Origin of the sequence: Streptomyces sp. NPDC127177 (assembly GCF_042672475.1) — a bacterium.
Classification (GTDB): Bacteria; Actinomycetota; Actinomycetes; order Streptomycetales; family Streptomycetaceae; genus Streptomyces.
On the sequence record NZ_JBHXUW010000002.1, the window covers coordinates 177,079 to 201,744 of the forward strand.

Annotated in this window: 27 protein-coding genes; 10 read left to right on the top strand and 17 right to left on the bottom strand. The window is 70.6% G+C overall.

Annotated elements, in window-relative coordinates; genetic code table 11:
- Positions 1-158: 158 nt before the first annotated feature.
- The 5 genes from ACFVJX_RS03170 to ACFVJX_RS03190 are packed head-to-tail and all read right to left on the bottom strand — an operon-like array spanning position 159 to position 6,065.
- The gene (locus ACFVJX_RS03170; RefSeq protein ID WP_384125284.1) at positions 159-1,583 is read right to left on the bottom strand and encodes an MATE family efflux transporter; all 1,425 of its coding nucleotides are present in this window, start codon (positions 1,581-1,583) and stop codon (positions 159-161) included.
- Entirely contained in the window at positions 1,577-2,617 is a 1,041-nt protein-coding gene (locus ACFVJX_RS03175; protein WP_384125286.1) for a cysteine synthase family protein, read from the bottom strand. Before ACFVJX_RS03175 ends, ACFVJX_RS03170 begins: the two co-directional genes overlap by 7 nt.
- Positions 2,618-2,670: 53 nt before the next feature.
- Complete coding sequence (locus ACFVJX_RS03180) at positions 2,671-4,041, bottom strand: Y4yA family PLP-dependent enzyme (protein ID WP_384125288.1); 1,371 nt, start codon at positions 4,039-4,041, stop codon at positions 2,671-2,673.
- Positions 4,032-5,021, bottom strand: a complete 990-nt coding sequence (locus tag ACFVJX_RS03185) for an ornithine cyclodeaminase family protein (RefSeq protein ID WP_384125290.1) — start codon at positions 5,019-5,021, stop codon at positions 4,032-4,034. The genes ACFVJX_RS03180 and ACFVJX_RS03185 overlap by 10 nt, the downstream gene beginning before the upstream one ends.
- 54 nt (positions 5,022-5,075) lie before the next feature.
- A complete protein-coding gene (locus ACFVJX_RS03190; RefSeq protein ID WP_384125292.1) occupies positions 5,076-6,065 on the bottom strand; it encodes a TauD/TfdA family dioxygenase in 990 nt (329 codons plus the stop codon).
- Positions 6,066-6,454: 389 nt separating this feature from the next.
- Here ACFVJX_RS03190 and ACFVJX_RS03195 point away from each other — a divergent pair, with 389 nt between their 5' ends.
- The 4 genes from ACFVJX_RS03195 to ACFVJX_RS03210 all read left to right on the top strand — a co-directional run bounded on the left by ACFVJX_RS03195 (position 6,455) and on the right by ACFVJX_RS03210 (position 11,347).
- Positions 6,455-8,008 (top strand): ABC transporter substrate-binding protein, encoded by a 1,554-nt coding sequence (locus tag ACFVJX_RS03195; protein WP_384125294.1) that lies wholly within the window; start codon positions 6,455-6,457, stop codon positions 8,006-8,008.
- A gap of 74 nt (positions 8,009-8,082) precedes the next feature.
- Positions 8,083-9,015: an ABC transporter permease gene (locus ACFVJX_RS03200; protein ID WP_384125296.1), complete on the top strand. Its 933-nt coding sequence runs from the start codon at positions 8,083-8,085 to the stop codon at positions 9,013-9,015.
- On the top strand, positions 9,012-9,857 hold the full coding sequence (locus ACFVJX_RS03205; protein WP_384125298.1) for an ABC transporter permease: 846 nt from the start codon (positions 9,012-9,014) through the stop codon (positions 9,855-9,857). The genes ACFVJX_RS03200 and ACFVJX_RS03205 overlap by 4 nt, the downstream gene beginning before the upstream one ends.
- Positions 9,854-11,347 carry an ABC transporter ATP-binding protein gene (locus ACFVJX_RS03210; RefSeq protein WP_384125300.1) on the top strand — a complete coding sequence of 498 codons (1,494 nt, stop codon included), beginning with the start codon at positions 9,854-9,856 and terminating at the stop codon, positions 11,345-11,347. Before ACFVJX_RS03205 ends, ACFVJX_RS03210 begins: the two co-directional genes overlap by 4 nt.
- Positions 11,348-11,567: 220 nt before the next feature.
- Here the strand turns inward: ACFVJX_RS03210 and ACFVJX_RS03215 are convergent, their stop codons facing one another.
- The 3 genes from ACFVJX_RS03215 to ACFVJX_RS03225 all read right to left on the bottom strand — a co-directional run bounded on the left by ACFVJX_RS03215 (position 11,568) and on the right by ACFVJX_RS03225 (position 13,789).
- Positions 11,568-12,209, bottom strand: a complete 642-nt coding sequence (locus ACFVJX_RS03215; protein ID WP_384125302.1) for a hypothetical protein — start codon at positions 12,207-12,209, stop codon at positions 11,568-11,570.
- A gap of 246 nt (positions 12,210-12,455) precedes the next feature.
- Entirely contained in the window at positions 12,456-13,421 is a 966-nt protein-coding gene (locus tag ACFVJX_RS03220; protein WP_384125304.1) for a M56 family metallopeptidase, read from the bottom strand.
- Positions 13,418-13,789, bottom strand: coding sequence for a BlaI/MecI/CopY family transcriptional regulator (locus ACFVJX_RS03225; protein WP_384125306.1), 372 nt, complete (start codon positions 13,787-13,789; stop codon positions 13,418-13,420). The genes ACFVJX_RS03220 and ACFVJX_RS03225 overlap by 4 nt, the downstream gene beginning before the upstream one ends.
- Before the next feature lie 143 nt (positions 13,790-13,932).
- Between ACFVJX_RS03225 and ACFVJX_RS03230 the strand changes: the two genes are divergently transcribed.
- Positions 13,933-14,607 (top strand): DedA family protein, encoded by a 675-nt coding sequence (locus tag ACFVJX_RS03230; protein ID WP_384125308.1) that lies wholly within the window; start codon positions 13,933-13,935, stop codon positions 14,605-14,607.
- Positions 14,607-15,230: a phosphatase PAP2 family protein gene (locus ACFVJX_RS03235; protein ID WP_384125310.1), complete on the top strand. Its 624-nt coding sequence runs from the start codon at positions 14,607-14,609 to the stop codon at positions 15,228-15,230. Before ACFVJX_RS03230 ends, ACFVJX_RS03235 begins: the two co-directional genes overlap by 1 nt.
- A gap of 548 nt (positions 15,231-15,778) precedes the next feature.
- Here the strand turns inward: ACFVJX_RS03235 and ACFVJX_RS03240 are convergent.
- On the bottom strand, positions 15,779-16,342 hold the full coding sequence (locus ACFVJX_RS03240) for a TetR/AcrR family transcriptional regulator (RefSeq protein WP_384125312.1): 564 nt from the start codon (positions 16,340-16,342) through the stop codon (positions 15,779-15,781).
- Positions 16,343-16,491: 149 nt separating this feature from the next.
- Between ACFVJX_RS03240 and ACFVJX_RS03245 the strand changes: the two genes are divergently transcribed.
- Entirely contained in the window at positions 16,492-17,961 is a 1,470-nt protein-coding gene (locus ACFVJX_RS03245; protein ID WP_384125314.1) for an MFS transporter, read from the top strand.
- 251 nt (positions 17,962-18,212) lie between these two features.
- Here the strand turns inward: ACFVJX_RS03245 and rpmF are convergent, their stop codons facing one another.
- The 5 genes from rpmF to rpmG all read right to left on the bottom strand — a co-directional run bounded on the left by rpmF (position 18,213) and on the right by rpmG (position 20,335).
- Entirely contained in the window at positions 18,213-18,383 is a 171-nt protein-coding gene (rpmF, locus tag ACFVJX_RS03250; RefSeq protein WP_384125316.1) for a 50S ribosomal protein L32, read from the bottom strand.
- Between the two features lie 66 nt (positions 18,384-18,449).
- Entirely contained in the window at positions 18,450-18,686 is a 237-nt protein-coding gene (gene rpsR, locus ACFVJX_RS03255) for a 30S ribosomal protein S18 (protein ID WP_384125318.1), read from the bottom strand.
- 29 nt (positions 18,687-18,715) lie between these two features.
- Positions 18,716-19,867, bottom strand: coding sequence for a GTP-binding protein (locus tag ACFVJX_RS03260; RefSeq protein ID WP_384125320.1), 1,152 nt, complete (start codon positions 19,865-19,867; stop codon positions 18,716-18,718).
- Positions 19,864-20,121, bottom strand: coding sequence for a type B 50S ribosomal protein L31 (locus tag ACFVJX_RS03265; RefSeq protein WP_384125322.1), 258 nt, complete (start codon positions 20,119-20,121; stop codon positions 19,864-19,866). Before ACFVJX_RS03265 ends, ACFVJX_RS03260 begins: the two co-directional genes overlap by 4 nt.
- Positions 20,122-20,170: 49 nt before the next feature.
- The gene (gene rpmG, locus ACFVJX_RS03270; protein WP_265538784.1) at positions 20,171-20,335 is read right to left on the bottom strand and encodes a 50S ribosomal protein L33; all 165 of its coding nucleotides are present in this window, start codon (positions 20,333-20,335) and stop codon (positions 20,171-20,173) included.
- Positions 20,336-20,400: 65 nt separating this feature from the next.
- Between rpmG and rpmB the strand changes: the two genes are divergently transcribed.
- Both rpmB and rpsN read left to right on the top strand, forming a co-directional pair.
- The gene (gene rpmB / locus ACFVJX_RS03275; RefSeq protein WP_384125324.1) at positions 20,401-20,637 is read left to right on the top strand and encodes a 50S ribosomal protein L28; all 237 of its coding nucleotides are present in this window, start codon (positions 20,401-20,403) and stop codon (positions 20,635-20,637) included.
- On the top strand, positions 20,637-20,942 hold the full coding sequence (gene rpsN, locus ACFVJX_RS03280; RefSeq protein WP_384125326.1) for a 30S ribosomal protein S14: 306 nt from the start codon (positions 20,637-20,639) through the stop codon (positions 20,940-20,942). Before rpmB ends, rpsN begins: the two co-directional genes overlap by 1 nt.
- A 166-nt stretch (positions 20,943-21,108) precedes the next feature.
- Here rpsN and ACFVJX_RS03285 read toward each other — a convergent pair whose 3' ends face one another.
- From ACFVJX_RS03285 to ACFVJX_RS03295, 3 genes are read right to left on the bottom strand one after another with little or no spacing between them, the layout of a single operon-like run.
- Positions 21,109-22,143: a zinc-dependent alcohol dehydrogenase family protein gene (locus ACFVJX_RS03285; RefSeq protein WP_384125328.1), complete on the bottom strand. Its 1,035-nt coding sequence runs from the start codon at positions 22,141-22,143 to the stop codon at positions 21,109-21,111.
- 57 nt (positions 22,144-22,200) lie between these two features.
- Positions 22,201-22,416 carry a DUF2255 family protein gene (locus ACFVJX_RS03290; RefSeq protein WP_384125422.1) on the bottom strand — a complete coding sequence of 72 codons (216 nt, stop codon included), beginning with the start codon at positions 22,414-22,416 and terminating at the stop codon, positions 22,201-22,203.
- Complete coding sequence (locus ACFVJX_RS03295; protein ID WP_384125330.1) at positions 22,413-23,297, bottom strand: aldo/keto reductase; 885 nt, start codon at positions 23,295-23,297, stop codon at positions 22,413-22,415. Before ACFVJX_RS03295 ends, ACFVJX_RS03290 begins: the two co-directional genes overlap by 4 nt.
- A gap of 458 nt (positions 23,298-23,755) precedes the next feature.
- Between ACFVJX_RS03295 and ACFVJX_RS03300 the strand changes: the two genes are divergently transcribed.
- A complete protein-coding gene (locus tag ACFVJX_RS03300) occupies positions 23,756-24,652 on the top strand; it encodes a helix-turn-helix transcriptional regulator (RefSeq protein WP_384125332.1) in 897 nt (298 codons plus the stop codon).
- The last annotated feature ends 14 nt before the right edge of the window (positions 24,653-24,666 follow it).

Below are 24,666 nucleotides of genomic sequence, written 5' to 3' on the forward strand. Positions count from 1 at the left end.
GCTGTCCTGTAATCCCTGGTGGATCAGCGCGAGGCGTCGGATGCGGTGCATCGCAAGGCGGAGGGACGTCCGCACAGTGGAGTATTCGGGTGTTTCGGCAGAACACGGCGAGACGCCGTAGCCGGCGCCGTGCGCCCGCAGGGGATTACGCACAGCCCTCAGGCAGCACCGGCGGGCTGGGGTCGTGCCGCCGCGGAGAGCGCGCTGTTGTAGCGGCGCAGGAGGAGCAGGGCAGTGGCGGCGAGGCCGGTGAGGAGTCCGAGCCAGAGTCCCACCGTGTCGAGGTTCAGCACGTAGGCGAGGAGCCATGACGTGGGCAGCCCGATGGCCCAGTAGCCGATCAGAGTGATGCGGAAGCCGCTCTTCGTGTCGTCCAGGCCGCGCAGGAGGCCGACGCCGATGTTCTGGGCACAGTCGAAGAACTGCAGGAACGCGGTGATGACGAGCAGGTGGGTTGCGATGGTGAGGGCCTGGTCGGACCCGGTTTCCAGGAAGGGCGCCAGGACGAGCCGTGGCAGGGCGAGGTAGCTGATGCCGACAACTGCCATGACGGCGCCGGCACAGGCCAGGGCGGTGTTCTTGATGCGGCGGGCGCCGTCGTGGTTGTCGAGGGCGAGTTCGCGGCTGACGTTGATGGACGCGGCGTGGGAGAGGCCGACGGCGACCTGGAAGACGATGTAGACGAGCTGGTTGACGGCGGTGTGAGCGGCGAGTGCGTCGGGTCCGAACGAGCCGGCTATCAGTGCTGTGACGGAGAAGAAGCCTGCTTCGGAGCCGTAGGTGGCGGCGATGGGGATGCCGAGGCCGAGGAGGCGTTTCACGGTGGTGGCGTCCGCGCGCGTCACGTCGGGGGCGAGGAGCGGCGCCAGGGTGCTGTCCCTCTTCACGGCGATGTAGAGGGCCGCGCAGGACAGCGTGTAGACGGTGGAGGTGGCGATGCCGACACCGGTCAGGCCGGTGTGGGGCAGGCCGAAGGTGCCGTGGATGAGTGCCCAGTTCAGGGCGGCGTTGACCGCGATGGAGGCGAGGGTGATGCGCAGGAGGGCCTGGGGGCGGCGCATTCCGACGGTGAACTGGCGGATGGCCTGGAACCACAGGCAGGGGAGCAGCCCGGGCGCGAGGGCGTAGAGCATGGTCCGTGTGAGGTTGACGACGGCGGCGTCCTGGCCGAGCAGGCCGAGGGCCTGGCCGATGAGGACCATGAGGAAGGCGCCGACGATGCCGGTGAGGGTGGCGACGGCCAGGCCGGCGCGGACGATGTCGCGTACCTCGCGGTGTGCCTCCTTTGTCGCTCTTGCCGCCCTTGCCGATTCTTCACCGCTCTCGCCGGCGGGGGTTTGTTCGGCTCGGGCCGCCGCGGCGGCGATCTGGTTGCCGACGGAGGTGACCAGGCCGACGCCCATGGTGCGGATCTGGTTGAAGATGACGATGGCCAGGCCGCCGGCTGCGAGCTCGGTGGTGCCCAGGAGGCCCATCATCACCGTGTCGGTGGTTGTCAGGGCAACCTGCGCGAGCTGGGTGAGGATGAGCGGAACGGCGAGGGCGCCGAGCGCCCGGCTGTCGCGGAGGAGGGTGGTCAGCATGGTTGGCGGTTCCTGCGGAGCTTGGTGAGGTGTTCGTCCACTTCGCGTTCGGCCGCGGGGCTGAGGAGGTCGCGCTCGGCCATCCAGACGTCGTTGAAGACGGTGTCCAGGTACTTCTCCCCTCCGTCGTTGATCAGGGCGACCATAGTGGTGCCCGGCGGAAGCGAGGGCAGGCGGGTCAGGGCCGCGTAGACCACACCCCCTGCGGAGCCGCCGATCAGCAGCCCGGTGCGGGCCACCGCGCGGCATGTGGCAAATGCTTCGACGTCACCGACCTTGACGCCCTCGTCGATGAGGTCGAAGTCGACCAGGGCCCCGAGCGCGGCGCCTTCGGGGGTGCCGGTGCCGGACTGGTAATAGTCGTGGGCGGGACCGCCGAACGCGATCGATCCCTTGGGCTCGACACCGATGGTGGTGAAGCCGTCAACGAGCTTGGCCAGTTCGCGGCCGGTTCCGCACAGCCCGCCGCCGGTGCCGACGGCGCCGACGAGGATGTCGATATCTCCGTCCAGGGCCTCGGCCAGCTCGTGCGCGACGGGGAAGTATCCGACGCCGTTGGCGGGGTTGTTGTGCTGCTCGGTGAAGATCGTGTTGTCCTGGCCGCGGGCCATGTCCTCGGCGAGTTCCTCGCGGGCCGCGGTGTGGAGCTCGTCGCCGTCGCTGTCGGCGTCGACGCGGACGAGTTCGGTGCCCAGCGCCTTCATGGCACGCAGTTTGTCGGCGGCGGCGTGGTTGTCGACGACGGCGGTGAACGTGTAGCCGCGCTCCGCGGCGATCACGGACAGGCCGAGTCCGGTGTTGCCGGAGGTGGATTCGATGATCCGGCCTCCGGAGCGAAGTTCTCCGGCGGATTCGGCGGCGTCGATCATCGCGCGGGCCATGCGGATCTTGGCGGTGCCTGTGGGGTTGAACATCTCCAGCTTCAGCAGCAGGCGGCTGCCGGTCTCGGTGGTGGCCAGTTCCAGCAGAGGGGTGTAGCCGATCAGGTCGGATATGCGGGAGACCACGGCGGGCCGCTGAAGGGCTCCGGGCATCAGAAGACTCCTGTGAAGGTGGACGGCGAAGGGCGGGGCGGGGCGCGCGCTGGTCAGGTGAAGTGGCGGTCGAGCCGCCAGCGCGGCCGGGAGCGGTGGGCCCGGTCGATGACGACCTTGGGCGGAAGGGGCAGGTCGTGGAAGGGGGACTCGTTGGAGTCCATCTGGTAGCCCGCCGTGTTGGGGTACAGCAGGAGGTCCCCGGCGCGAGGCCGCCGGTCGAAGGCGATCTTGCGCCAGGTCAGCATGTCCGATTCCAGACAGGTGGCGGCGCCGATGCTCGCTGGGAACACGCCCGGCGGTGCGTCGGGCCGGCGGGGTATCAGCAGCGGGTCGGGGGCGTACTCGCTGTTGAACCACTGCTCGGACAGGCTGAGGCTCGTGCCGTCGACGGTCAGGAGCTGGTAGCCGTCGCGGTCCTTGACCCCCTGTACCGTGAACACGGTGGCGCCGGCCCGGTCGAGCAGGGCACGGCCCGGCTCGACCAGAAGCTGAACTGCGGCGTCGGTGAGGACCCGGCCGAGTGTGCGGCAGCCGTTCTCCGGCAGCGCTTCCAACAGGGCGGCCAGGGCGTGGGCTCCGGATGTCGGTGAGTGGTACGGGTAGAAGTCGTCGCCGGTGAAGGATTTGCCGGCGTGGTAGTGGGCCGGCTTCTGCTCCGCGAGGAAGGTGTGCCAGCTGTCTGCGTCGGTGTAACTGATGGGCAGGCCGCCGCCGATGGAGATCCGGCCGGCCTCCAGGCCCATCACACGGGCTTCGAGGCAGCGTTCGACGAGGCGGGCTGCGAGGTCGGCGCGTGGCTGGAGGGCGTAGCCGGACAGGTGGAAGCTGAAGCCTTCCATCCGCAGCGCTTCACCGGCCTCGACGCAGCGTCCCAGCGCGGTGGTGAGCTCGGCGTCGGTCATTCCGAAGCGGCTGTGCGGCTGTTCCGGGGGCAGGACGCGTAGCAGGATGCGGGCCGGACGGATCCGCCCTGCCAGCGCCGTGGTGATCACCGCGTCGAGTTCGTCGAGAGCGTCTACGGCTATCAGGGCGCCATGTGCCACGGCCAGGCGCAGCAGTGCCGGGTCCTTGGCAGGGCCGGTGACCACCGAGTGCTCGCCGCGTACTCCGTGGCCGAGCGCTTCGCGCAGCTCGGCTGCGGACGCGACGTCCACTCCGGCCTCCTGTGCGGCGGCCTGCTCGACGAAGACGGCTGCCTTGTTGGCCTTCTTGGCGAAGTGGACGAAGCCGTCCACGCCGGCTGCGGAGAGGGTCGCCCGCATGGCGCCGAGGTTGGCGGCGAAGGCGTCCGGCAGCAGGAAGTGGAAGGGTCCGCCGAACGCGTAGGCGAGTTCGGGCAGCAGCCCGGATGCCATCACCGCCTCGGTGGCGGTGTCCCGGAGGACCGGAAGGCGGGGCCAGCTCTCGATGTTCACTGCCACAAGGCCACCTCGGTCCCGAGCTTCTGCTCGGCGGCGAGCTGTGCGAAGCGGTGCCCGAGGGCGATGTCGGTGACGACCAGCCCGCTGTTGTAGGCGAAGATGCGCTGCTCGGCCGCGGTACGGGCCTTGGAGATGCCGGAGATGATGACGGGCAGCTCCACGTCCACGGCGGGCAGGTTTCCCTCTGCGTCGGCCATGTCGGTTCCGGTGACACGCATTTGGGCCTCGCTGGTGGCGATGACCCGGTCGGCGCCGTGCAAGGTGGAGGGGGCCAGGCCGTGGCCGACGAGGATCGCCGTCGCGCCGGCCCGCAGCCAGTCGGCCTCGATGGCGGCGGGAGTGTGGGCGCCGGCGGTCGCCACGACGATGTCCGCGTCACGGGCGGCGGCCCTCAGATCGCTGACCACGTCCACGTCACGGTCCGGGAAGTGCCGGGTGAGTTCGGCGCGGACGGCGGTGATGCCGTCGGGGTGGGTGCCCGAGAGCAGCAGGCGGTCCAGGTTCGGCAGTGTGGTCAGCAGGAACGGCAGCGCGAGGCGGCCTTGGGTACCGGTGCCGACCACAAGGGCGGTCGAGGCGTCCGGGGCGGCGCATTCGCGAGCCAGGAGCGCGGAGACGGCGGGCGTGCGCAGGGACCCGATGCGGGAGCAGTCCATCATCGCGACGGGCCGGCCGGTGACGTCGTCGTAGATGGTCAGAGTGGTGTAGTAGTGCTGCTTTTCGCGGCTCTCGTGCAGGCCGTGTTTGTACGAGGTCTTGATGGCGACGACGTTGCGGACGCCGTCGCGGCCGAGCATGGCGTAGGAGACGGAGTGGCCGTCGGCGGGCTTGACCGTGAGTTTGCGGGGGTTGTCCGATTCGCCTGCCGCCAGGGTGCGGTAGGCCTGCCGGACGGTGTCGACGACGTCGGTGAGGGGGATGTCCAGGCCGGCGAGGTCGCTGGTGGACAGCACGCGCAGGGTGGTGTCGTCCCGGTCCATGAGCGAGTCCTTTCGAAGTGTGGAGCGGCGGGGGCGGCGGGTGGAGCAGGGTGTTCAGGCAGCCCAGGCGGTGAGGGCGGCCTGTCCGTACCCGTGCTCGTCGGCCTCGGCAGCAGGGCGGGTGGGACGGCCCTCGACGTGGACGGAGGCGCGCTTGAGCCAGCGGTCGGTGCCGTCGTAGCGCGCCCGGAACGGGACGCGGCCGTGGACGACGATGTCGTTGTCGACGACCAGTACGTCACCGGGCTCCAGGCTTACCGCGACCGAGACGCGGGCCAGTTCCTCGCCCAGCCGCGCATACGCCGCACGCCATGCGTCGTCGGCCTCGTCGAGGGGGGTGTAGGCGGGGTCGAAGCGCATGGTCAGGCCCTCGTCGGTGTCGAAGAGAGCCGGTACCGGTGCGGGCCGGCCGGCGAACCGCTGGGCCTGCTCGTAGGCGTCGTCGGGCAGGATCGGCGCCACGGGCCGCCTCAGCTGCCGCACATCGTCGTCGGACAGCGCGGTGCGGCGGATGCTGGCCGCGGTGGTGGCGATGTCGTCGTGGTTGCGCATGCAGCACAGCAGCAGCAAATGGGCCCGGCCGGGGTGGAAGGCGTCCTCGGTGTGCGGGGCGAGCAGCACGTTGCTGGAGGCGCCGGTCTGCTCGCTCTCGTGTCCCGGCGAGGGCACGATGTTGTGGACGAACCGGCCGTCCTGCTGGCCGTCCCAGGCGATCGGGGTGCCCATCAGCGTGGAGACGAGCAGCAGGACCACGTCCCACAGAGCGCCGGCGTCGCCAACCGTTGACCAGTGGCTCGGGGTGGAGCCGAGGTCCGTGTCGTCGGGGTTCAGGCCGCGCAGGACGAACAGCCCGTCTGCGGTGTCCACGGGCCGGAGGGCGTGGTGGACCGCATCGGTGAGTCCGGCGCACGCCTTGGGGAGGGCGGCGAGGAGTTCGGGCGAGGTGGCGGAGCCGTGGCCGGCGAGCAGCCCGGCCGCGGTGGCGGTGAGTTCGGCTGCGGCGGTGACGTCGAGAGGGCGTACCGGGGCAGGGCAGGTGAGCACGGTGGCACCTTCCGGGGCAGGGCGAAATCGAAGCGCGGGCATGCGGCATCGCCGCACCGGCTCGAAAGCGGGAGAGGGAGAAGAGGGGGATGCGAAACAGTCGGGGGCTGCGCGGCTCGGGGCGCTGCCGGACACCAGGAACGTAACAACGCCACCCAGGTAAGGCAACCCTAATCGATGTGATTGACTACATCAACGTAGTCCCACTTTCGGTGACTCCGCGCATTACTGATGGGGCGTCAGAACCCTTGCTGAGCAGGTGAGTTGAGGCCGATCTGTGTTGCGTGAGGGGGTGCTGAAGTGGTCCGGGGCTGCTTGCGTGGCCGGGCTGGATCAGGTTAGGTAACCCTAAGAACGGCCGAGCGCGAACCCGAGACGAGGAACCAGACGTGGGCGTCACCAGACGACAGCTGCTGTGGGCAGGCACCGGCATAGGAGCGGCCGGACTTCTTGCGGCCTGCGGCGGCAGCGAGGACTCCGAAACCGCAGCCTCCGGTGCGGCGACGGGGAAGCCTCGGGCCGGGGGCACGCTGAGGCTGGGGGCGCTGGGGCACGCCGGCGCGATCACCCGTGATCCGCACGGCACGCAGGCCAACGAGAGCGACTACCTCGTTCTCGCCCTGGTCTTCGACACTCTCACCGTTCCTGGAGCCGAGAACAACACCGCCCCGCGCCTTGCCGCTTCGTGGGAGCCGTCCGCGGACCTGAAGACCTGGAAGTTCCGGATAGCCAAGAGTGCCGTCTTCCACGACGGCACCCCGGTGACCGCCGAGGACGTCGTGTGGTCGTTGAAGCGGCTGCGCAACACCCCGTCGGGAGCGGCCCGTCTGCCCGGCATCCAGGCGAAGAACATCAGCGCCGAGGGTTCGGACACCGTCGTCCTCGTCTCCGACTACGCCAATGCCGAGTTCCCGCTCCTGACGCGCTTCGCCACCTTCGTGATGAAGAAGGACACCAAGGACTCGGAGATCGCCAAGACGCCCGGCACCGGGCCGTTCAAGCTGGACTGGTTCCGCGGCGGCAACGCACGCCTCGTGCGCAACGACAAGTGGTACGGCCCCGCCGTTCACCTCGATGCGATCGAGATCACCATGTTCGAAACCCCGCAGGCGATGGCGAACGCCCTGCTGGCGGGGCAGATCGACCTCGCATCCAACGCCGGTGCGGTGGCCGCGCGCACTGCCGAGTCCCGCAAGGACATCCAGGTGCTGCGCCGCCCCAACGACATGGCGATGCCCATCGTCATGCGGACCGCCGAGGGCAGCCCCTTCGCGGACGAGCGGGTCCGTGAGGCCATGCGCCTGGTCGTGGACCGCGAAGCGATGGTCAAGCAGGTTCTGTCCGGCTACGGCACCGTCGCCAATGACATCCTGGGCACCGGAGACCCCGACTACGCCAAGGGCATTCCGCAGCGCAAGAGGGACCTGACCAAGGCCCAGCAGCTGCTGAAGGAAGCGGACTTCGACCTCGCGAAGACCTACGAGCTGATCACTACCGAAGACATCTCCGGGCTCGCCGACTCGGCGACCCTGTTCGCCAACCAGGCCCGCGAGGCCGGAATCAAGATCAAGGTCGTCAAGCAGGAGTCCGGCGCGTTCTGGGACAGGACCTGGAAGAGCGGGGACTTCTACACCAGCTACTGGGGCACCAACGACTCGGTCATCTTCTACGCATCCAAGACCATGGTCAGCGAGGCGGGCCAGAACGAGGCCGGCTGGAACGACCCCGGTTTCGACGCCGCCTATCGCAAGGCGATCAGCAGCAGCGACCCGAAGAAGCGTGTGGCAGCGCTGAAGGATCTCCAGCAGATCGAGCACGACCGCTCCGGCTACCTGCTGTGGGGCATGGCCGACGGAATCGACCTGGCCGCCTCGAAGGTGCAGAACCTGCCCAGGCTTCCGGGCTACGGACGTGTCCAGCTCGAAGGCGTGTGGCTGAGTTGAGCCGGACGGCCAGGACCGGCCCGTTGGCCGCCCCCGGCGTTGAGGCGGCCACCGCCCCCTGCCGGACCGCACGTATGGTGCTGCGCATCGCGGGGACGTCCGGGCGGCGCGTGCTGATGCTCCTCGTGCTGCTGGCCCTGGTCTTCGCGGCAGTCGAACTGCTGCCGGGAGACGCGGCGAGCGCCACCGCCGAGCGCGGGGAGAGCGCGGCCGGCCTTGTCGCCCGCCGGCACCTGCTGGGTCTGGACCGGCCGCTGTGGGAACGGTTCGCCGACTGGATGACGGCGCTCCCCACCGGAGACCTCGGTACCTCTGCCCGCGGGCAGAAGGTCACCGAGTTGCTCGCCGACCCCCTGCCCAACACGCTGGTCCTCGCGGTGACCGCCTTCACGATCACCGTCGTGCTGTCCCTGCTGCTCGGCTGCTGCGCCGCCGCCCGCCCCGGCCGGCTCACTGACCGGATCATCGGGAACGCCTCGACGGCCGCGTTCGCGGTCCCCGAGTTCGTCGTCGCGGCCATGCTGCTGCTTGTGCTGTCCCTGTGGACGGGGTGGCTGCCCGCGGTGACGGTGACCGGCGGCGACGGAAAGCCCGCGACGTGGACCATGCTGGTCATGCCGGTCCTCGCCCTGGTCATCCCGCAGACCGGCTGGAACAGCCGAGTCGTGCGCGGTGCGCTGGCCGACCAGTCGGCGGCTCCGCACGTGGAGGCGGCCCACCTGGACGGCCTGCCACTGCACCGGGTCCTGCTGCGCCACCAACTGCCCGGCGCCGTACCCGCGATCGCCACCGGCATGGCCACTTCCACGGGCCTGCTGTTCGGCGGCGCGGTCGTGGTCGAGACCTTGTTCAACTACCCCGGAATCGGATCAGTCCTGGCCGGAGCGGTCGCCGCACGGGACACCCCCCTCATCGCCGGGGTCGTCATCTGCGCCGGTGCCGTCGTCAGCCTCGTCCTGCTGGCAGCCGACCTCATCCGCCACGCCGTCCTGGGAGCCCGCGCATGACCGCCGCCCTGCCCCTGGCCGAACCCCGGCCCTCCCGCCGGGCGAAGACCACCGCACTGGTACTGATCGCGGCTCTGCCACTCCTGGTGACGCTCGCCGGTTCCCTGATCGCCCCGCACCCGATCGACACGCCTGTCACCGCCCCTTTCGCCTCACCCGCGAGCGAAGCCCCGCTGGGCGGGGACCAGCTCGGCCGTGACGTGCTCAGCCGTCTCCTGTCAGGCGGCACCCTGCTGGTCGCAGGCGCCCTGCTGATCGCCGTCGCCGTCACCCTGGCCGCCACCGTGATCGGCTGCATCGCGGTGCTACGACCCGCCCTCGGGCGCGCGGTCGAGCGCGCAGCGGACGTCGTGATCCTGTTGCCGCCGCTGCTGGGCATCATGCTGATCGCGCTGGCATGGCCCGACGGCGGGCGCTGGGCCGTGATCGCCGCCGCCGTCCTCCTCGGCGTGCCCTACGCGATCCGGGTCGTCGCTGCCGCCGCATCCCCGCTCGCCACCGCCGGCTACGTCGAAGCGGCCCTGGGCCGTGGTGAATCCACCCTCTACATCGCCCTGCGCGAGATCGCCCCCAATCTCCGCGCCACGATCGTGACCCTGTTCGGGCTCCGGTTCGTCGAGGCCGTCTACATCATCTCGATGGCCGGATTCCTCCAGATCGGACCTCAACCACCGGCCTCCGACTGGTCACTGATGGTCCGTGAGAACGCCCCCGGCATCCTCCTCAACCCCTGGGCTGTCGTAGCCCCCAGTCTGGCCATCGCGGTACTGGCCATCACCGTCAACCTTGCGACCCTCTCCCTGGCCCCCGACGCCACAGCAAAGGCGGTGACCCGCTCATGAGCGACCTCGCCCCTGTCCACCCCAGTCCGGCCACCTCCGGGAAAACGGAGCGGACCCCCCTCGTCACCGTGACCGACTTCGGAATACACCTGCCCCGGGGCCGCGTCCTCCTGCCCGAGACCACCGCACAGATCCACGCCGGCCAGGTCACCGCCCTCACGGGCGCCTCCGGGTCCGGCAAGACCACCCTGCTCCGCGCGCTCGTCGGCCACCTCCCCCCGGGCGCCACCGTCACCGGAGGACTTGACGTCCTCGGCCGCACCCCGCACCAGCTGCCGGCAGGCGAACTGCGCGCACTGCGCCGCTCCGACGTCGCCTACGTGGGTCAGGACCCGGGCTCCGCCCTCAACCCCCGCATGACCGCACGCCGCCTGGTCGCCGAACTCGCCGCCGACCCGGCCGAGGACAACGTGCTCGCACTGCTGGCCGAGTGCCGCCTGCCCGCCGACACTCAGATCGCCGACCGCAGGCCCACCGCCCTCTCCGGTGGACAGCAACGACGTGTCGCGCTCGCCCGTGCGCTGGCCCGCGCCCCGAAGATTCTGCTGCTGGACGAGCCCACAGCCGGACTCGACGCCACGGTGCGAGACGAGCTCGCCCACCTGCTCCGCCACCTCGCCGCCGGCCGGAACCTCGCCGTCGTCATCGCAACCCACGACCCGCAACTCGTCGCGGACTGCGCCGACCACACCATCCGGCTCACCCCCAACACCGCCGCCGTACGGCAGACATCCCCCGACCGGCCCGCCGCATCAGCCGTGCATGACACACCCCCCGGCGACGGCATCGCCGCGCAGGCGATCGACGTCTTCTTCCGCGACGGCCGCCGGCCGCGCGCGGTCCTGAAAGGTGTGGGATTCACCGCGGCACCCGGCTCGGCGACCGCCGTCATCGGGCCCTCCGGATCGGGCAAGACCACCCTGCTCCGTGTCCTGGCCGGACTCCACCCCGCCCACACCGGTCACCTCACCCTGGACGGCCGCCCGCTCGCCCCGCGTGTACAGCGCCGCACCCGGGAACAACGGCGCCGCATCCAGCTCGTTCCCCAGAACCCGCTCGCCGCGCTCAACCCCCGGCACACCGTCGGGCAGCAGCTGACTCGGCCTCTGCGCCTGCACACGGACCTGGCCAAGAGCCTCCACCGGGAACGCGTCGCCGAGCTTCTCGCCCTGGTCGGTCTCTCCGACGACTTCGCCGACCGGTACCCCAGCGAACTGTCCGGTGGGCAGCGCCAGCGTGTCTCCATCGCCCGCGCCCTCACCGCCGGCCCCGACATCCTGCTGTGCGACGAGGTCACCTCGGCCCTCGACACCGACACCGCCCTCGGCATCATGGACCTCCTCACCCGTCTGCGTACGGAGCACGGGATGACGCTTGTGGTGGTGTCCCACGAACAGCATCTGGTCGTCCGCTACACCGACACCATCCACGTACTCGACGCAGGGCACGTCACAGACCACGGCCCGACGGCCCGATTCCTGACGGTCTAAGGGCTGTCCCGCCATCCCCGGCGGGCGCGCCCGGCGCAGCACAGGAGCGGTTCGGAACGGGGCCAGGCGGCGGCCCGGTACTCCGCTCGAATCACCCACCCCGCCGTCCGCGAACGTGCAGACGTTCATGAGTGAGGTCGTTGCCCCCGCGTGCTCTGTACGGGCAACAAGCGTGGCCGGCCCAGCGGTTGCGCAAGTCGCCGGTTCCGGTTGCCGGCTTCTACTCTTCCCCGCGGTGTACGAGACGGTACCCGGCAGTGGGAGTGGGACGTCCCGGCTTGCGGGGCCGGTAGGTCGTCGGGAGGTAGCTCTTCGGTTTCCGCTGCCGGGTGCGCCGAGCCGCGTCCATCAGGGCGACCAGAGCAGGTGACTCCCTCCAGAGCAGCCGGAGTTTATGAGGGGTGAGGCCCGCCGTCTCCGCTGCCGTGGCGAAGGTCTCGCCTTTGCTCAGGGCGACGACCACGACGCGGAGCATCGCCGGTGTCATCTTCCCGCCGGGCTCGACTCCGTGTGCCGAGGCCAAGGCCGAGGCGGCGCGCACAGCGGCGGCGAACTCCGGGTCGGTCGCCAGCCACTGCTGAAGAAGGGGCTCGGGCACACCGGCCCATGTGGCGGCTGCCCGTGGGCCGAGTCCCTGTGCGGTGGCCCGGAGGACATCGGCCAACCGCGCGAGGCGTTCGTCCCGTTCGTTCGGTATTCCGTCCAGCGGTGCACGGAAAGCCTGTTCGACGCTCTCGTGGGCGGTCAGCCATTCCATTACCCGCTCGGCCGGCGGAGCGGCCGGCGTGACGAAATCGGTGCCGGGCCTTCTGCTCTCGTACATCGTCTCCCGCCCAGGGTTCGCGATGGAGGCTGAGTTCATGCGGCCGGTGTTGCTTTCACTCGGCTGTTGGCCGGCATCCGAGTTGCCGGCGCTGTGCGGACGGGGGTGAGGGAGAGCGCCATCACGGGGATCGGATACGGCAGCCGGACGAGACGAAGGCGAGCATGGCGCCGGTCCGGCGGACATGGGTGTGCCTCGATTCACGTGAAGGGCCGACGGCGCGGGCAACTGCTGTCCGGCCGCACCACAGTCTACGTAAATGTAGACGGTGAGAAAAGGCTGCCCTCATCTCGCAGTGGGTGAGGGTGACCCATCGGAGGGGCGCTCGCCCTGGGCGGTCTCGATGCCGTGGTGCAGCCAGGCGGCTCCGGCCAGCGACAAGGTCCCCGCTGTCGCGCAGACCAGGACGATGGCGAGCAGAGCGGGCACGACGCGCCGTACCGGCGCCTGGACGAGCAGGGCCCGGACGCGGGCGGGAACGGGGCCTGTGGCGACACCGGGTGTGAGGGCGGGGGTGCCGGAATGGCTGCCGGTACGGTTCGCGGCCAGTGCGGCGCGCCCCACTGCCTGAGCGGTGATGGCGCGGTCACCGCAGTGCCTTGCGGCCGCCTCGTCGGCGGCCCGCTCGGCGGCGAACGAGACCTGGCTCGCGACCGCCGCCAGGGCTGGATGGCACCATCCGGCGAGCTGGGCGGCGCCCAGGTAGAAGTGGTGCTTGGCGGCGAGGTGCGCACGCTCGTGTGCGAGCAGCGCTTCTCGTTCCGCAGGCCCCAGGGCGCGCAGCATGCCGGTGGTCACCACGATCCGGTCCTCCCGCCGCAGACCGCCCGGCAGCGCGAAGGCGTCCGGGTGGGGGTCGGCCACGACGCACAGTCCTCCTGCTTCCGGAAGGCCGTCCGTGCGACCGTGCGCGACGCGCAGGCGAGCCGCTTCCCTCATCGCCTTGCGCAGGCCCTGGACGGTGGCCAGGGCGAGAGTGCCGGCGGCGAGTGCGGACACGGCCATCGCGGGTAGCCGCGGTCCCGCGTCGAGAGGCTCGATGAGCTCCGCGAGCGCGGTCACCGGAGGAATGGTGAGGGCGAGGGGCAGCAGAAGGGCGCCCAGGCAGGCCACGACGCCCACGCCCAGGGTCGCTGTTGCGCAGGTGACCGTCACCAGCGCGATCTCGGGCCGCACCCGTGCGACCGTGCGCCGGGCCAGCGGTGGCAGGAACCAGGGCAGGGCGAGCGGGGCCAGCAGCAGGGCGATCACGGGCCGCCTCCCGCCAGCAGTCGCTTCAGCTCCGCCTCGTCCGCGGTGCTCAGCCCCTCGACGAACCTGGCCAGCACGGTGCTGCGGTCGTCGTCCTGGTCCAGCTCCCGGTGCATACGCCGCGCGGCCAGGTCATGGGCGTCCTGCACCGCGAAGTACAGAAAGCCGCGCCTGCCCGGAGTCCGCCCCACGACCCCCTTCTCGTGCAGCCGGGTGAGCAGTGTGGCCACCGTGGTGCGGGCGAGCTCCTGGGGTATCGCCATCCGCACCTCGGCCGCCGACTGCGGCACACCCGCCGCGCACAGTGCCGCCAGCACACCGGCCTCCAGCTCGCCGGCCGGCCTGCGCTCGCCCGCCGCCCCAGTCATGCGGTCGCCCTCCCTGTCGGATCGTCTACAGTGAAGTAGACCAACTACTACCTTGTAGACGCAAGGGGGGCCGCCCTCCTGTGACGGTCTCGACCTGCCCACATCCGTATGCCCGATCGCCCACATCGAAGGGGCCAGCGCCGATGACGCTCGCGCACCAAGCCGCACCCCCGCTCCAGCTCGCCGTGAACGTGCTCGACGCGCAGTCACTGCTCGCCACCTTCGGCACGATCGGCATCGCCGCCGTCCTGTTCGCCGAGACGGGCCTGCTCCTCGGGTTCTTCCTGCCCGGCGACTCCCTGTTGTTCACCGCCGGACTGCTGTGCGCGGGCGGCTCGGGCGCCACACCGGGGCACCTGTCGCTTCCCTGGGTTCTGCTCGCCGCCGTCGCGGGCGCACTGGCCGGAGCCCAGACCGGCTACCTGCTCGGCCGCCGCGCCGGACCCGCACTGCTCTCCCGCACGAAATCCCGCAAAATCCGTGAGGGCGCCGACCGCGCCGCCGAGATCCTCGAACGGTACGGACACGCCAAGGCCATCGTCCTGGCCCGCTTCCTGCCGATCGTGCGGACCGTGCTGAACCCGCTCGCCGGCGTCCTTGCCGTACCCGCACGGACCTTCGCCCTCTGGCAGGTCCTCGGCGGGCTGCTGTGGACCGTGGGCCTCGTACTGGCCGGGTACGCCCTGGGCGCGTCCGTACCCGACGTCGACCGCTACCTCCTGCCGATCATCGCCGTCATCGTCGTCGTCTCGCTCATCCCCGTGGGCTTGGAACTGCTGCGCTCCCGGCGCGCCCACCGAGCGGAAGGCGGCGCCTGATGCACACCCTCAATGCCACGCTCGCTCAGACGTACGACGGATCGAGCATCGACGGAGGTGCCTTCCTGGACGTGGTCGGAGTGGCACACGACGCCCCCGCCTGGCTGGACACGCTCATCTCCGGCTACTCCACCTACGGGCTCGCCCTCTTCGCGGTCCTCATGCTGATCGGTTGGTGGCAGGCGCGCCGCCAGGACGCGCCCCAGGCGGTGATGGCGCTGGCGGTCCCGGTCCTGACCGTGATCGCCTTTGCCGTCAGCTCACTTCTGAAGCAAGGGGTGCACGAGACGCGCCCGTGCAGGTCCCTGCACGTGATCACCCTGGAGGCGTGTCCGGCGGCCGGCGACTGGTCCTTCCCCAGTAACCACGCCACCTTGGCTGCCGCAGCCGCCGTCGCCCTGTGGTTCGTGTCGGTACGCCTCGGCGTGATCGCCACGATCGGTGCGCTGGCGATGGCCGGCTCCCGCGTGTGGGTCGGAGCCCACTACCCGCACGACATCATCGCCGGCCTGGCCGTGGGCGCCCTCGTCGCCGGCGCGTCGGCGCTCCTGCTGAACCGGTACTCCCCGGCGGCGGTCCAACTCCTCGGCCGGGGACGCCTGCGACCGCTCATCGCTTCGTGAACTCGCCAGCGCTGCCCGCGCCCCTGCTGCAGCGCCCCCCGTCCATCCTGGGGTATGCGGGCGCCCGGGTGCTCGTGCCCATGCTGTCCGTGGCGCCTTTTCGTCGCCATGGAAGCGCTGACGTCACACCGTCACCGGTTTGACCGTAGCTCCTGCTGTGCGTGACCGCACGGGTCCTCCGGGTGCCGTTCCGGTGGATCGTCCACTTCATGCCCTTCGCCTCCGGACCGGCTGTGCGCAACGCCTTCAGCCTCTCCGTCGTGCGCGCGACGAACGGGATGGAGGCCCGTGCACCGTCGCGCATGCCGTGCCGGCATCGCCGGCGCTGGATCTTCCACCATGCCAGGTCGTCACCGATGCCGGCCGCCGAGGACAGCCCGGAACGCGAGCGCTTCGGGTCGGGCGGAAGGCCGCCCAAGGCCGGCCTGACGAGGGCGAATGCCCGGACCGCAGCGCGCGTTGCCGGCGCGGGGGCGCCCCTCTGTCCCTGTCGACGAAGCGAACGGGGGAGGTGAGCGCTCCGCCCTCCTCGCGGGTCCGTGCCGAGGTCACAGCATTCGGTCGACCAGCCCCTCGACGTAGTCCGGGGCGAGCTCCATGCCGAACAGGACGCGGATGTACATCGGGGCCAGGATGTGGTCCAGCACGCCGAGCGCGTCGGGTGCGTGCTCGCCGCGTTCGAGGGCGCGATCGAGCATCGACTGCAGTTGCCGGGTGCGTTCGTCGCGGATTTCATCACGCGCCTGCAGCCCCTGCCGGCCACTGCTCGACAGGGCGACGGCCAGATGAACCAGTGCCAGGCCGTCGGGCCCGGTGATCTCGCGGGCCACCTGGGCCGCGTACGTGCGCAGGTCGCCGGCCAGGCTCCCGGTGTCCGGCATCGGTGACTGCGCGTTGAGGCGGGTGAGCGCCACGTCGGTGAGCAGGTTGTCCAGGCCGCCCCACCGGCGGTAGATGCTGCTGTCGGCCACGCCCGCGCGGGCTGCGACCTCGCCGACGGTGAAGTTGCCGTAACCGCGCTCGCTGATCAGGCCGGTGACGGCCTGGTGCACCTCCGCGCCGATGCGGGCGCTGCGCCCGCCGGGCCGTCGGGCTCGCTGTTGTTCGTCCATGCTCACACCTTAACGCAGTTATGACTTGCGTTTATGGGGCAACCCTCCGTACAGTCTCCTAACGCAGCCACTGGCTGCGTTAGGAGACTGTACGGAGGCTGACCATGTCGGCCCCGGAGACGCACGACCAACGATGGAGAGGAATCCGCATGGCTGCATCGCCTGCGTCCGTAGGCAGCCGACCGAGCCGGACCATGCTGCTCACGGTGACCTGCCTGGGCCAGTTCATGGTTCTGCTCGACAACACGATCGTTGGAGCAGCGCTGCCCGACATGCAGCACCGGCTGCACACTCAGCTGACCGGTCTGCAATGGATCGTCGACGCGTACGTACTGCTGGTCGCCATGCTGCTGCTGCCCGGCGGTGTCTTCGCCGACCGGTTCGGCCGCAAGCGCGTGTACCTGACCGGCGTCGCGGTGTTCACCGTCGCGTCGGTGCTGTGCAGCCTCGCACCCTCGGTCGGCTGGCTGGTCGCCGGCCGGGTGCTGCAGGGCATCGGGGCCGCGGCGCTGAGCCCTGCCTCGTTGGCCCTGCTCGCCGCCGCCTGTCCCGTGCCGCAGGAACGGATCAAGGCGATCGGCCTGTGGGCCGGATTCAGCGGACTCGGCCTGGCCGTTGGCCCTGTCGCCGGCGGCGTGCTGACGGATGTGTTCGGCTGGCCCGCCATCTTCCTGGTCAATCTGCCCATCGGCGTGGTCCTGCTGGTGGTCGGCCTGCGGAGCCTTGAAGAGACCCGCAATCCCAGTGCCCCCGCGATCGACACCCCGGGTACGGTGCTGTCCGTTCTGGGAGTGGGGGCGCTGACCTACGGGCTGATCGAGGGCGGTGCCCGCGGCTGGACTGCGCCGGTGATCCTGGGCAGCTTCGCCGCCGGGGCGCTCCTCCTCGCCGCCTTCGTCGCCGTCGAAGCGCGTCGTTCCGCTCCGATGCTGCCGTTGCGGCTGTTCCGTCAGCGCCTGTTCACCGTGTCCAACACGGCCATGGTCGTGGTGGGGTTCGCGCTCATGGGGTCGTCGTTCTTCTTCTCCCAGTTCTTCGTCTACGTCCAGGGCAGTTCGATCCTGCGCGCGGGTCTGCAGACCTTGCCGATGTCCCTCGGCATGGTGATCGTCAGCCCGTACGCGGGCCGGCTCGCCGCCCGGTACGGCTTCCGGATCGTGGTCACCACCGGCTTGGCCCTGGCCGGCCTGGGGCTGCTGGCGCTCGGGATGGTGCACGCCGACACCGGCTACGGGAACGTGTGGTGGCGGCTGGGAGTCGTCGGTATCGGCTTTGCCCTGACCATGTCCCCGCTGACGGGAGCCGCCATCCAGGCGGTCAGCCCGCAGGAAGGGGGCCTCGCGTCAGGCATCATCAGCACCACCCGGCAGATCGGCGCGGTGCTCGGAGTGGCGGTACTGGGAGCCATCGTCCGCAGCCGGCAGTCCGGCGGCGCCTCCTTCGAGGCCGGCCTCGACAGCGTCTTCCTCGCCGCCGGCGCCGTCACTCTGGCAACCGCCGTGTTCACCGGCCTGTGGCTGGCGAGGTCCGGGCCCGCGGAAGGCTCCGAGGCTCCGCGGAGCACCACCGATCCGGGTGCGGTCACCGCCTCGAAGGGGGCGCCCGTGAACAGCCGTTGACGGCACCACCGGCCTTGGCCGGGCGGCGTCCCGCCAGATGATCCCCGGTGAGACGCCTCCCGGTCGTCCGGCGGCCCCTGACCCACGAGTACGTCGACCGCGTCCTCGAAGCCCTCTTCGCCGGCACGGGGAAACCACAGCGCCGGCTGACCGGGAGAGTCATGACAAGCGGGCTCACCGAACGGGTCGTTGACTGCGGTCGTGCGGATGCCGCGTCAGTCCTCGGGGGCGTGTCGGTCCTCGGAGTCGTGTCAGTCCTCGGGGTTGAGGATGCCGCGCTCGTACGCCTTCCTGAGGTGCTGGGGTACCAGGTGGGTGCTGCCGTCGACGGTCACCGGGACGAGCGCCGGAGTGCTCGCCTTCCATTGGGCGCGGCGGTGGCGGGTGTTGCTTCGGGACATCTTGCGCTTGGGGACGGCCATGACGGTCCTTTCGTCGGAGGGGGAAGTACGTGGGGGCGGGGGAGCGAGCCGTGGACGGCCTTCGGGTCAGTGGCTGGAGTAGGGGAGCAGGGCCATCTCGCGGGCGTTCTTGACGGCTGCGGCGATCTGACGCTGCTGCTGTCGGCTGACCCGGGTGACGCGGGGGCTGCGGATCTTGCCGCGATCGGAGATGAACCTCCGCAGCAGATCGGTGTCCTTGTAGTCGATGTACGTGATGCCGGCGGCGTCGAGCGGGTTCGGCCGGCTCTTGCGCGCGGGCGCGGTCTTGGCGATGCGTGGCATGACGGCTTCCTGTCGGTGTGATGGGGCGGTCAGGCGGCGGCGTCGAGCAGTTCGTCGAAGCCGGTGGGACGGGGCCAGGTGCCGGGTCCGGACGCCAGTTCGGCGTCGGTGAGCAGACAGGAGTCGAGCAGGGCCAGCAGCCCCGCCCGGTCGAGGTCCGGGGAGGTGAAGACGAGATGCTGGCAGCGGTCACCGTGCTCGGAATGCCAGTCGAGGGCTGCGGCGGTGCGACGCTCGGCCGGCATCATCTCCCAGGCCGCGTCCGGGAGCGCGGCCATCCATGGCCCGGCGCTCTCCACGCACAGTGCGCCACCGGCGGCGTCCCAGGCGAGCAGGCAGTCGGGCCGGTCCGCCAGCCAGAACCTCCCCCGGCTACGGGCCGCCGCGCAGCACAGATCCTCCAGCGCCTCGTAGAGGCGACCGGAGTGGAAGGGGCGACGGCGCCGCCAGACGAGCGTACTGACGCCCTGCTCGTCGCAGTCGTGGGGGAGCCGGGCGCACGCCGGGTGCTGTGCGGCCGCGGCGGCGTCCACATCGAAGCCGGCAGTCGCTGCGGCACCCAACCGGCCCGACTCGACACCGACTTGCTGAGCGGTGGGGTGCAACTGCCGCAGAAGTGCCAGATCGTCGAGTCCGGTGGTGGTGCTTTCGGTCACGGCGAGCACGGGAGCGTACTCCAGTTGCCGTGCGAAGGTGTCGCCCACGGTGCGCTGGTCCGTGGTGGCCGCGGCGAGTCCCGCTTCCGCGAGGTCGTCGCCGTTGGACAGGCAGGCCAGCGCGAGGGCGGGATCCACCGCGGTCAGCACGTTGGTCAGCCGGAAGGCGCCACCGCCGTGGGCGGCGATGACCTCGGCCATGCCGCGGGGTTCCACCGAGTCCCAGAGTTCCACGACGGCGAGGCGGGTGAGGCCGCTGTCGGCCAGCCGTTCCAGTTCGGGAACGAGGTCCTCGCGCAGTGCGCAGCAGGCGCAGTCGTTGACCAGGGGCGTCTCGCCCCAGCACGTCTCGCCCATGGCGTCGCGGACGCTCCGGCGCACGGTGCCCGCCGGGCCGGCGGACAGGTCATGGTGCAGCGCGACGCTGCCGGGCACCTCGCGCAACAGCCGTTCGACGGTGGCGCGCCGGGCGTCGGCGTGGAGTCCGGCGACGATCACCACGGACATCGGCCCGTCGGGGGTCATGGGCGGCCTCCGTCCGGTCCGTAGCGGCGCTCGAAACGCTCGACGCGGCCCGCGGTGTCCAGCACGCGGGCGGTGCCGGTGTAGAAGGGGTGGCTGGCCGACGAGATCTCGACGTCGACCACCGGATAGGTCCTGCCGTCCTCCCACTCGATGGTCTTGTCACTGGTGATCGTGGACCGAGTGAGGATGGCGAAGTCACCTGCCTTGTCGCGGAAGACGACCGGCCGGTAGACGGGGTGGATTCCAGGCTTCATGGGTGTGGTCTCTCAATCGGGTGCCGACAGGCGGGCGGGGCCGACGGGGTCAGCGTTCCTCGCGGAAGTCGACGTGGCGTCGGGCCACGGGGTCGAACTTCCGCAGAACCAGCCGGTCCGGGTCGTTACGGCGGTTCTTACGGGTCACGTACGTGTAGCCGGTTCCGGCGGTGGAGCGGAGCTTGATGATCGGGCGTACCTCGTTGCGGGCCATGACGGGTACTATACGACAATGATTTCCATTACCGATAACTCGGTGGAGAGAAAGGCAGAACCGTCATGTCCGCCCACTGCCAGCTGACCGGCGCCCAGCCGGTTTTCGGCAAGAAGATCTCCCACTCGCACCGGCGCACCTCGCGCCGCTTCGACCCCAACATCCAGAACAAGCGCTATTGGCTGCCCGGCGAGGGGCGGCACGTCCGTCTGAGGCTGAGCGCGCGTGCCATCAAGACCGTGGACACCATCGGCATCGAGGCCGCGGTCGCCCGCATCCGGGCTCGCGGGGAGCGTGTCTGATGGCGAAGAAGAGCAAGATCGCGAAGAACGACAAGCGGAAGCTGGTCGTGGCCCGCTACGCGCAGCGGCGCGCCGAACTCAAGGCGGTTCTGGCGTCTCCGCATGCCACGGACGACGCGAAGGCCGCCGCGCGGGCAGAGATCCGACGCCAGCCCCGGGACGCGAGTGCCACCCGGGTGCGGAACCGTGACAGTGTCGACGGCCGCCCGCGTGGCCACCTGCGCAAGTTCGGCCTGTCCCGGGTGAACGTACGGGCCCAGGCCCATGCCGGATACCTGCCAGGGGTGACGAAGTCCTCCTGGTGAAGGACCCGTTGGGTGAGGGGGTGGGGGCCGCCCGCCCCCTCACCCCTCCCGCGTTCTCAGTCGCCCCTCGACATGGAAGTCCGAGACGGGCCGCCGGCACGTTCGCCGGTTTCGGGGGCGGGGAGGCCGCGCCCGCCGCGGTGGGCGGAACACCGATTGCGAGCGGTCATGGGCGTACCAGCACCTTCAGGGCCGCCCGGTCGTTCATTGCCCGGTATCCGTCCGCGATGTCCTCCAGGCCGACCGTGCGGTCGAAGACGCGACCGGGGCGGATCGAGCCGTCCAGGACGTGTGGCATGAGTTCCTCGATGTAGGCGCGGGCGGGAGCGACACCGCCGGTGAGGGTGATGTTGCGGAGGAAGTCGGCAAACCCGAAGGGGACGTCGGTGTACTGGGGGGCGCCGACCCGGCTGATCGTGCCACCGTCGCGGACCACTCCGAATCCCTGCACGAGCGCGTCCTTCAGGCCGACGCATTCGAGGACCCTGCGGGTGCCCTCGCCACCGGTCAGTTCACGGACCCGGGCGACGCCCTCCTCACCGCGCTCGGCGACCACGTCGGTGGCGCCGAAGTCGCGGCCGAGGTCGGTCCGGGCCCGGTGGCGGCCCATGAGGACGATCTTCTCGGCGCCCAGCAGCCGGGCGGAGATCACGGCGGACAGGCCGACCGCGCCGTCCCCGATGACGGTGACCGTGTCGCCGGGGCCGACACCGGCGGTGCGGGCGGCGTGGTAGCCGGTGCACAGTACGTCGGACAGGGTCAGGAGGTCCGGCAGCAGTTCCGAGTCCTCGGCGACGGGCAGCTTCACCAGGGTCCCGTCGGCATACGGGACACGGGCGGCCTGCCCCTGACCGCCGTCGACGCCGTTCACGCCCCACTGGCCGCCGTGCGGGCAGGAGGTCTGGAGGCCCTCCCGGCAGTAGGCGCAGGTGTTGTCGGACCAGACGAACGGGGCGACGACCACGTCCCCGGGTGCGAGACCGCGCACCGCGGAGCCGATCTCCTCGACGACGCCGAGGAATTCGTGGCCCATGTGGCGGGGCGTGTCGGTGGGTTCCAGAGACCTGTAGGGCCACAGATCGCTGCCGCACACGCAGGCCAGCACGATCCGTACCACCGCGTCGGTGGGCTGCTGGATCTTCGGGTCGGTGACGTCCTCGACGCGTACGTCTTCCGCCGCGTACATCAGGGTGGCTCGCACGGTTGATGCTCCTTGGAGGGGGGTGGGAAGGGATGGGGGAGCGGGGGATCAGCGGGGCTAGAGACGCAGGGTGGAGTCGCGGGCCCGGTCGGTGAGGACGTGCTCGACGATGCCGGTGCGCCGGCCGTACTTCACCCGGTACGCCATGTCCACGTCCGCGTACTCGCCGGGATCCGCTTCGCGGAAGGCGACATCGGCCCGGACGCCTCCGGGCTCGACGCGTCCTCGGCCGCGGGAGCGTGTGCCCCGGTACCGGTCAGGTCCTTCGGTCAGGCTTCCGGGATGGCACGGCCGTGGTCCGCGAGGGTGATGCCCGTCGGCTCGGGGCCGCCGCGGTGGCCGGTCTCAAGGGTGTCGAGGGCCTTCAGCTCGTCCGCGGTCAACTCGAAGCCGAAGACGTCGATGTTCTCCGCGATGCGGTGGCGCCTGGTCGACTTGGGGATCACCGAGCGGCCGTGCTGCAGGCCCCAGCGGAGCAGCACCTGGGCGGGACTCCTGCCGTGCGCCTCGGCGATTTCGGTGACTACGGAGTCCTCCAGGACGCTCCTGCGGTTCTCGCCGTACCCCGGGTAGAAGGTGATGCCGCCGATGGGGGACCACGCCTGGTTGAGGATGTGGTGCCGGTCGTCGAAGTCGAGGACGGCGCGCTGCTGGAAGTAGGGGTGGATCTCCAGCTGATTGACCGCGGGGACGACCGTCGTGGCGTCGAGCAGCGCGGTCAGGTGGTCGACCATGAAGTTGCTGACGCCGATCGCGCGGACCTTGCCGTCGGCCAGGAGCGTCTCCAGGGCGCGGTAGGCGGCGAGGGTTCTGCCGAAGTCCGACGGGAGGGCCTGGTGGAGGATGAGCAGATCGATGCGGTCGACGCCCAGCTTGGCTGCGCTCTTGCCGAAGCCGTGCAGCGTCTCGTCGTACCCGTAGTCGCTGATCCAGATCTTCGTCTCGACGAAGATCTCCTCGCGCGGTACGGCGGATTCGCGGATGGCCCGGCCGACCTCGCGTTCGTTGCCGTACGCGGCAGCGGTGTCGATGTGCCGGTAGCCGAGGTCGAGCGCCGCTGTGACGGCGGCCCGGGTCTCGTCCGGCGGGGTCTGGAAGACGCCGAGTCCCAGGGCGGGCATCTCGACGCCGTTGTTGAGGGTGAGGGTCTGCATCACGGGGACCTTTCTGTGTGGTGGCCTGCGAGGGCGCGATGAGGGTCATGACGGCCGGGCCCGTGGGCCGCGAGTACGGCAGCGGAGCCGGTCTGCGCGGCGCCCGCCGGAGGTCGAGGCGGGGCCGGGCCGGGCAAGTCCCGCCGGTGGCCGGGGCACCCCCCTCAGCACTCTCGGCCCGCTCACCAGCCCCGGCAACCGCTGGACGAGGCCCCGAGGACTAAGCCGACCGGCGCCACCCGCCGGAGGTGAGCCCGAGCCCCGGCCGGCTGCGCCCGGACCGGTCCAGCAAACCGCGTCTCGGCGAACGGGTGGGAGTCACTGCTCTTCCAGGTAACGGCAGTACCTCGCAGGCTCTCGCCGACGGATCTACCGTGAGAGGACCGGCACAGGATTCCCGACGATCGGAAGGAGCCGCCTCATGAGCGTCCTCGCCACCAGCCCAGGTGCTCCTGAACATGGCTGACACCGGCAGGAGCACCCGGGCCGCCGAGGTCCGCGAGTTCCTGAGCACCCGGCGGGCCCGGATCACTCCGGAGCAGGCCGGGCTCCCCGTCTACGGCGGAAACCGTCGAGTCGCCGGCCTTCGCCGCGAGGAGGTCGCCCTGCTCGCTGGCATGAGTGTGGACTACTACATCCGGCTCGAACGCGGGAATCTCGCCGGCGCTTCGGACTCGGTGCTCGACGCCCTCGTGCACGCACTCCAGCTGGACGAGGCCGAGCGCACCCACCTCTACGACCTCGCCCGTGCCGCGACGCCGTCGGGCCGGCGGGCCGCGGTGACCGCGTCCCGTGTACGGCCCACGATCCTGCGGCTGCTCGACTCCATGACCGACGTGCCGGCCTACGTACGCAACGCGCGCTTCGACATCCTGGCCGCCAACACGCTGGGACGCGCGCTGTACGCGCCCGTCTTCGACTCGCCGCTGTTCGTCCGGTGCGGTCCGGTCAACAGTGCCCGCTTCATGTTCCTCGACCCGACGAGCCAGGAGTTCTGGACGGACTGGAAAAAGGGCGCCGACGACGCGGTCGCCTTCCTGCGCACCGAGACGGGCCGGGCCCCCCAGGACAAGGCGCTCACCGATCTGATCGGAGAGCTGACGACCAGGAGCGACGACTTCGCCCGCCGGTGGGCCCGCCATGACGTGAAGTTCCACCGTTCCGGCGTCAAGAACCTTCGCCATCCGCTGGTCGGCGATCTCGCACTGCCCTACGAGGCGATGGATCTGCCGGCCGATCCCGGGCTGCGCCTCAACTTCTACACCCCGGAACCGGACTCCCGGGAGCGGGAGGCCCTGGGCCTGCTCGCCAGCTGGGCGGGTTCCGGCACCGTCGTCCCCACCGTGAACGACTGACGCCCACCTCGAGG

Bases quoted from the DNA above. Each gene is read 5' to 3' on its own strand.
- ACFVJX_RS03225 (WP_384125306.1), bottom strand. From the start codon at position 13,789: ATGACTGGGGCGGCGGGCGAGCGCAGGCCGGCCGGCGAGCTGGAGGCC.
- ACFVJX_RS03215 (WP_384125302.1), bottom strand. From the start codon at position 12,209: ATGAACTCAGCCTCCATCGCGAACCCTGGGCGGGAGACGATGTACGAG.
- ACFVJX_RS03175 (WP_384125286.1), bottom strand. From the start codon at position 2,617: ATGCCCGGAGCCCTTCAGCGGCCCGCCGTGGTCTCCCGCATATCCGAC.
- ACFVJX_RS03240 (WP_384125312.1), bottom strand. From the start codon at position 16,342: ATGGACGAACAACAGCGAGCCCGACGGCCCGGCGGGCGCAGCGCCCGC.
- ACFVJX_RS03205 (WP_384125298.1), top strand. From the start codon at position 9,012: ATGACCGCCGCCCTGCCCCTGGCCGAACCCCGGCCCTCCCGCCGGGCG.
- ACFVJX_RS03170 (WP_384125284.1), bottom strand. From the start codon at position 1,583: ATGCTGACCACCCTCCTCCGCGACAGCCGGGCGCTCGGCGCCCTCGCC.
- rpsN (WP_384125326.1), top strand. From the start codon at position 20,637: ATGGCGAAGAAGAGCAAGATCGCGAAGAACGACAAGCGGAAGCTGGTC.
- rpmF (WP_384125316.1), bottom strand. From the start codon at position 18,383: ATGGCCGTCCCCAAGCGCAAGATGTCCCGAAGCAACACCCGCCACCGC.
- ACFVJX_RS03265 (WP_384125322.1), bottom strand. From the start codon at position 20,121: ATGAAGCCTGGAATCCACCCCGTCTACCGGCCGGTCGTCTTCCGCGAC.
- ACFVJX_RS03185 (WP_384125290.1), bottom strand. From the start codon at position 5,021: ATGGACCGGGACGACACCACCCTGCGCGTGCTGTCCACCAGCGACCTC.
- ACFVJX_RS03200 (WP_384125296.1), top strand. From the start codon at position 8,083: ATGGTGCTGCGCATCGCGGGGACGTCCGGGCGGCGCGTGCTGATGCTC.
- ACFVJX_RS03295 (WP_384125330.1), bottom strand. From the start codon at position 23,297: ATGCAGACCCTCACCCTCAACAACGGCGTCGAGATGCCCGCCCTGGGA.
- rpsR (WP_384125318.1), bottom strand. From the start codon at position 18,686: ATGCCACGCATCGCCAAGACCGCGCCCGCGCGCAAGAGCCGGCCGAAC.
- ACFVJX_RS03235 (WP_384125310.1), top strand. From the start codon at position 14,607: ATGCACACCCTCAATGCCACGCTCGCTCAGACGTACGACGGATCGAGC.
- ACFVJX_RS03300 (WP_384125332.1), top strand. From the start codon at position 23,756: ATGGCTGACACCGGCAGGAGCACCCGGGCCGCCGAGGTCCGCGAGTTC.
- ACFVJX_RS03245 (WP_384125314.1), top strand. From the start codon at position 16,492: ATGGCTGCATCGCCTGCGTCCGTAGGCAGCCGACCGAGCCGGACCATG.
- ACFVJX_RS03230 (WP_384125308.1), top strand. From the start codon at position 13,933: ATGACGCTCGCGCACCAAGCCGCACCCCCGCTCCAGCTCGCCGTGAAC.
- rpmB (WP_384125324.1), top strand. From the start codon at position 20,401: ATGTCCGCCCACTGCCAGCTGACCGGCGCCCAGCCGGTTTTCGGCAAG.
- ACFVJX_RS03260 (WP_384125320.1), bottom strand. From the start codon at position 19,867: ATGACCCCCGACGGGCCGATGTCCGTGGTGATCGTCGCCGGACTCCAC.
- rpmG (WP_265538784.1), bottom strand. From the start codon at position 20,335: ATGGCCCGCAACGAGGTACGCCCGATCATCAAGCTCCGCTCCACCGCC.
- ACFVJX_RS03210 (WP_384125300.1), top strand. From the start codon at position 9,854: ATGAGCGACCTCGCCCCTGTCCACCCCAGTCCGGCCACCTCCGGGAAA.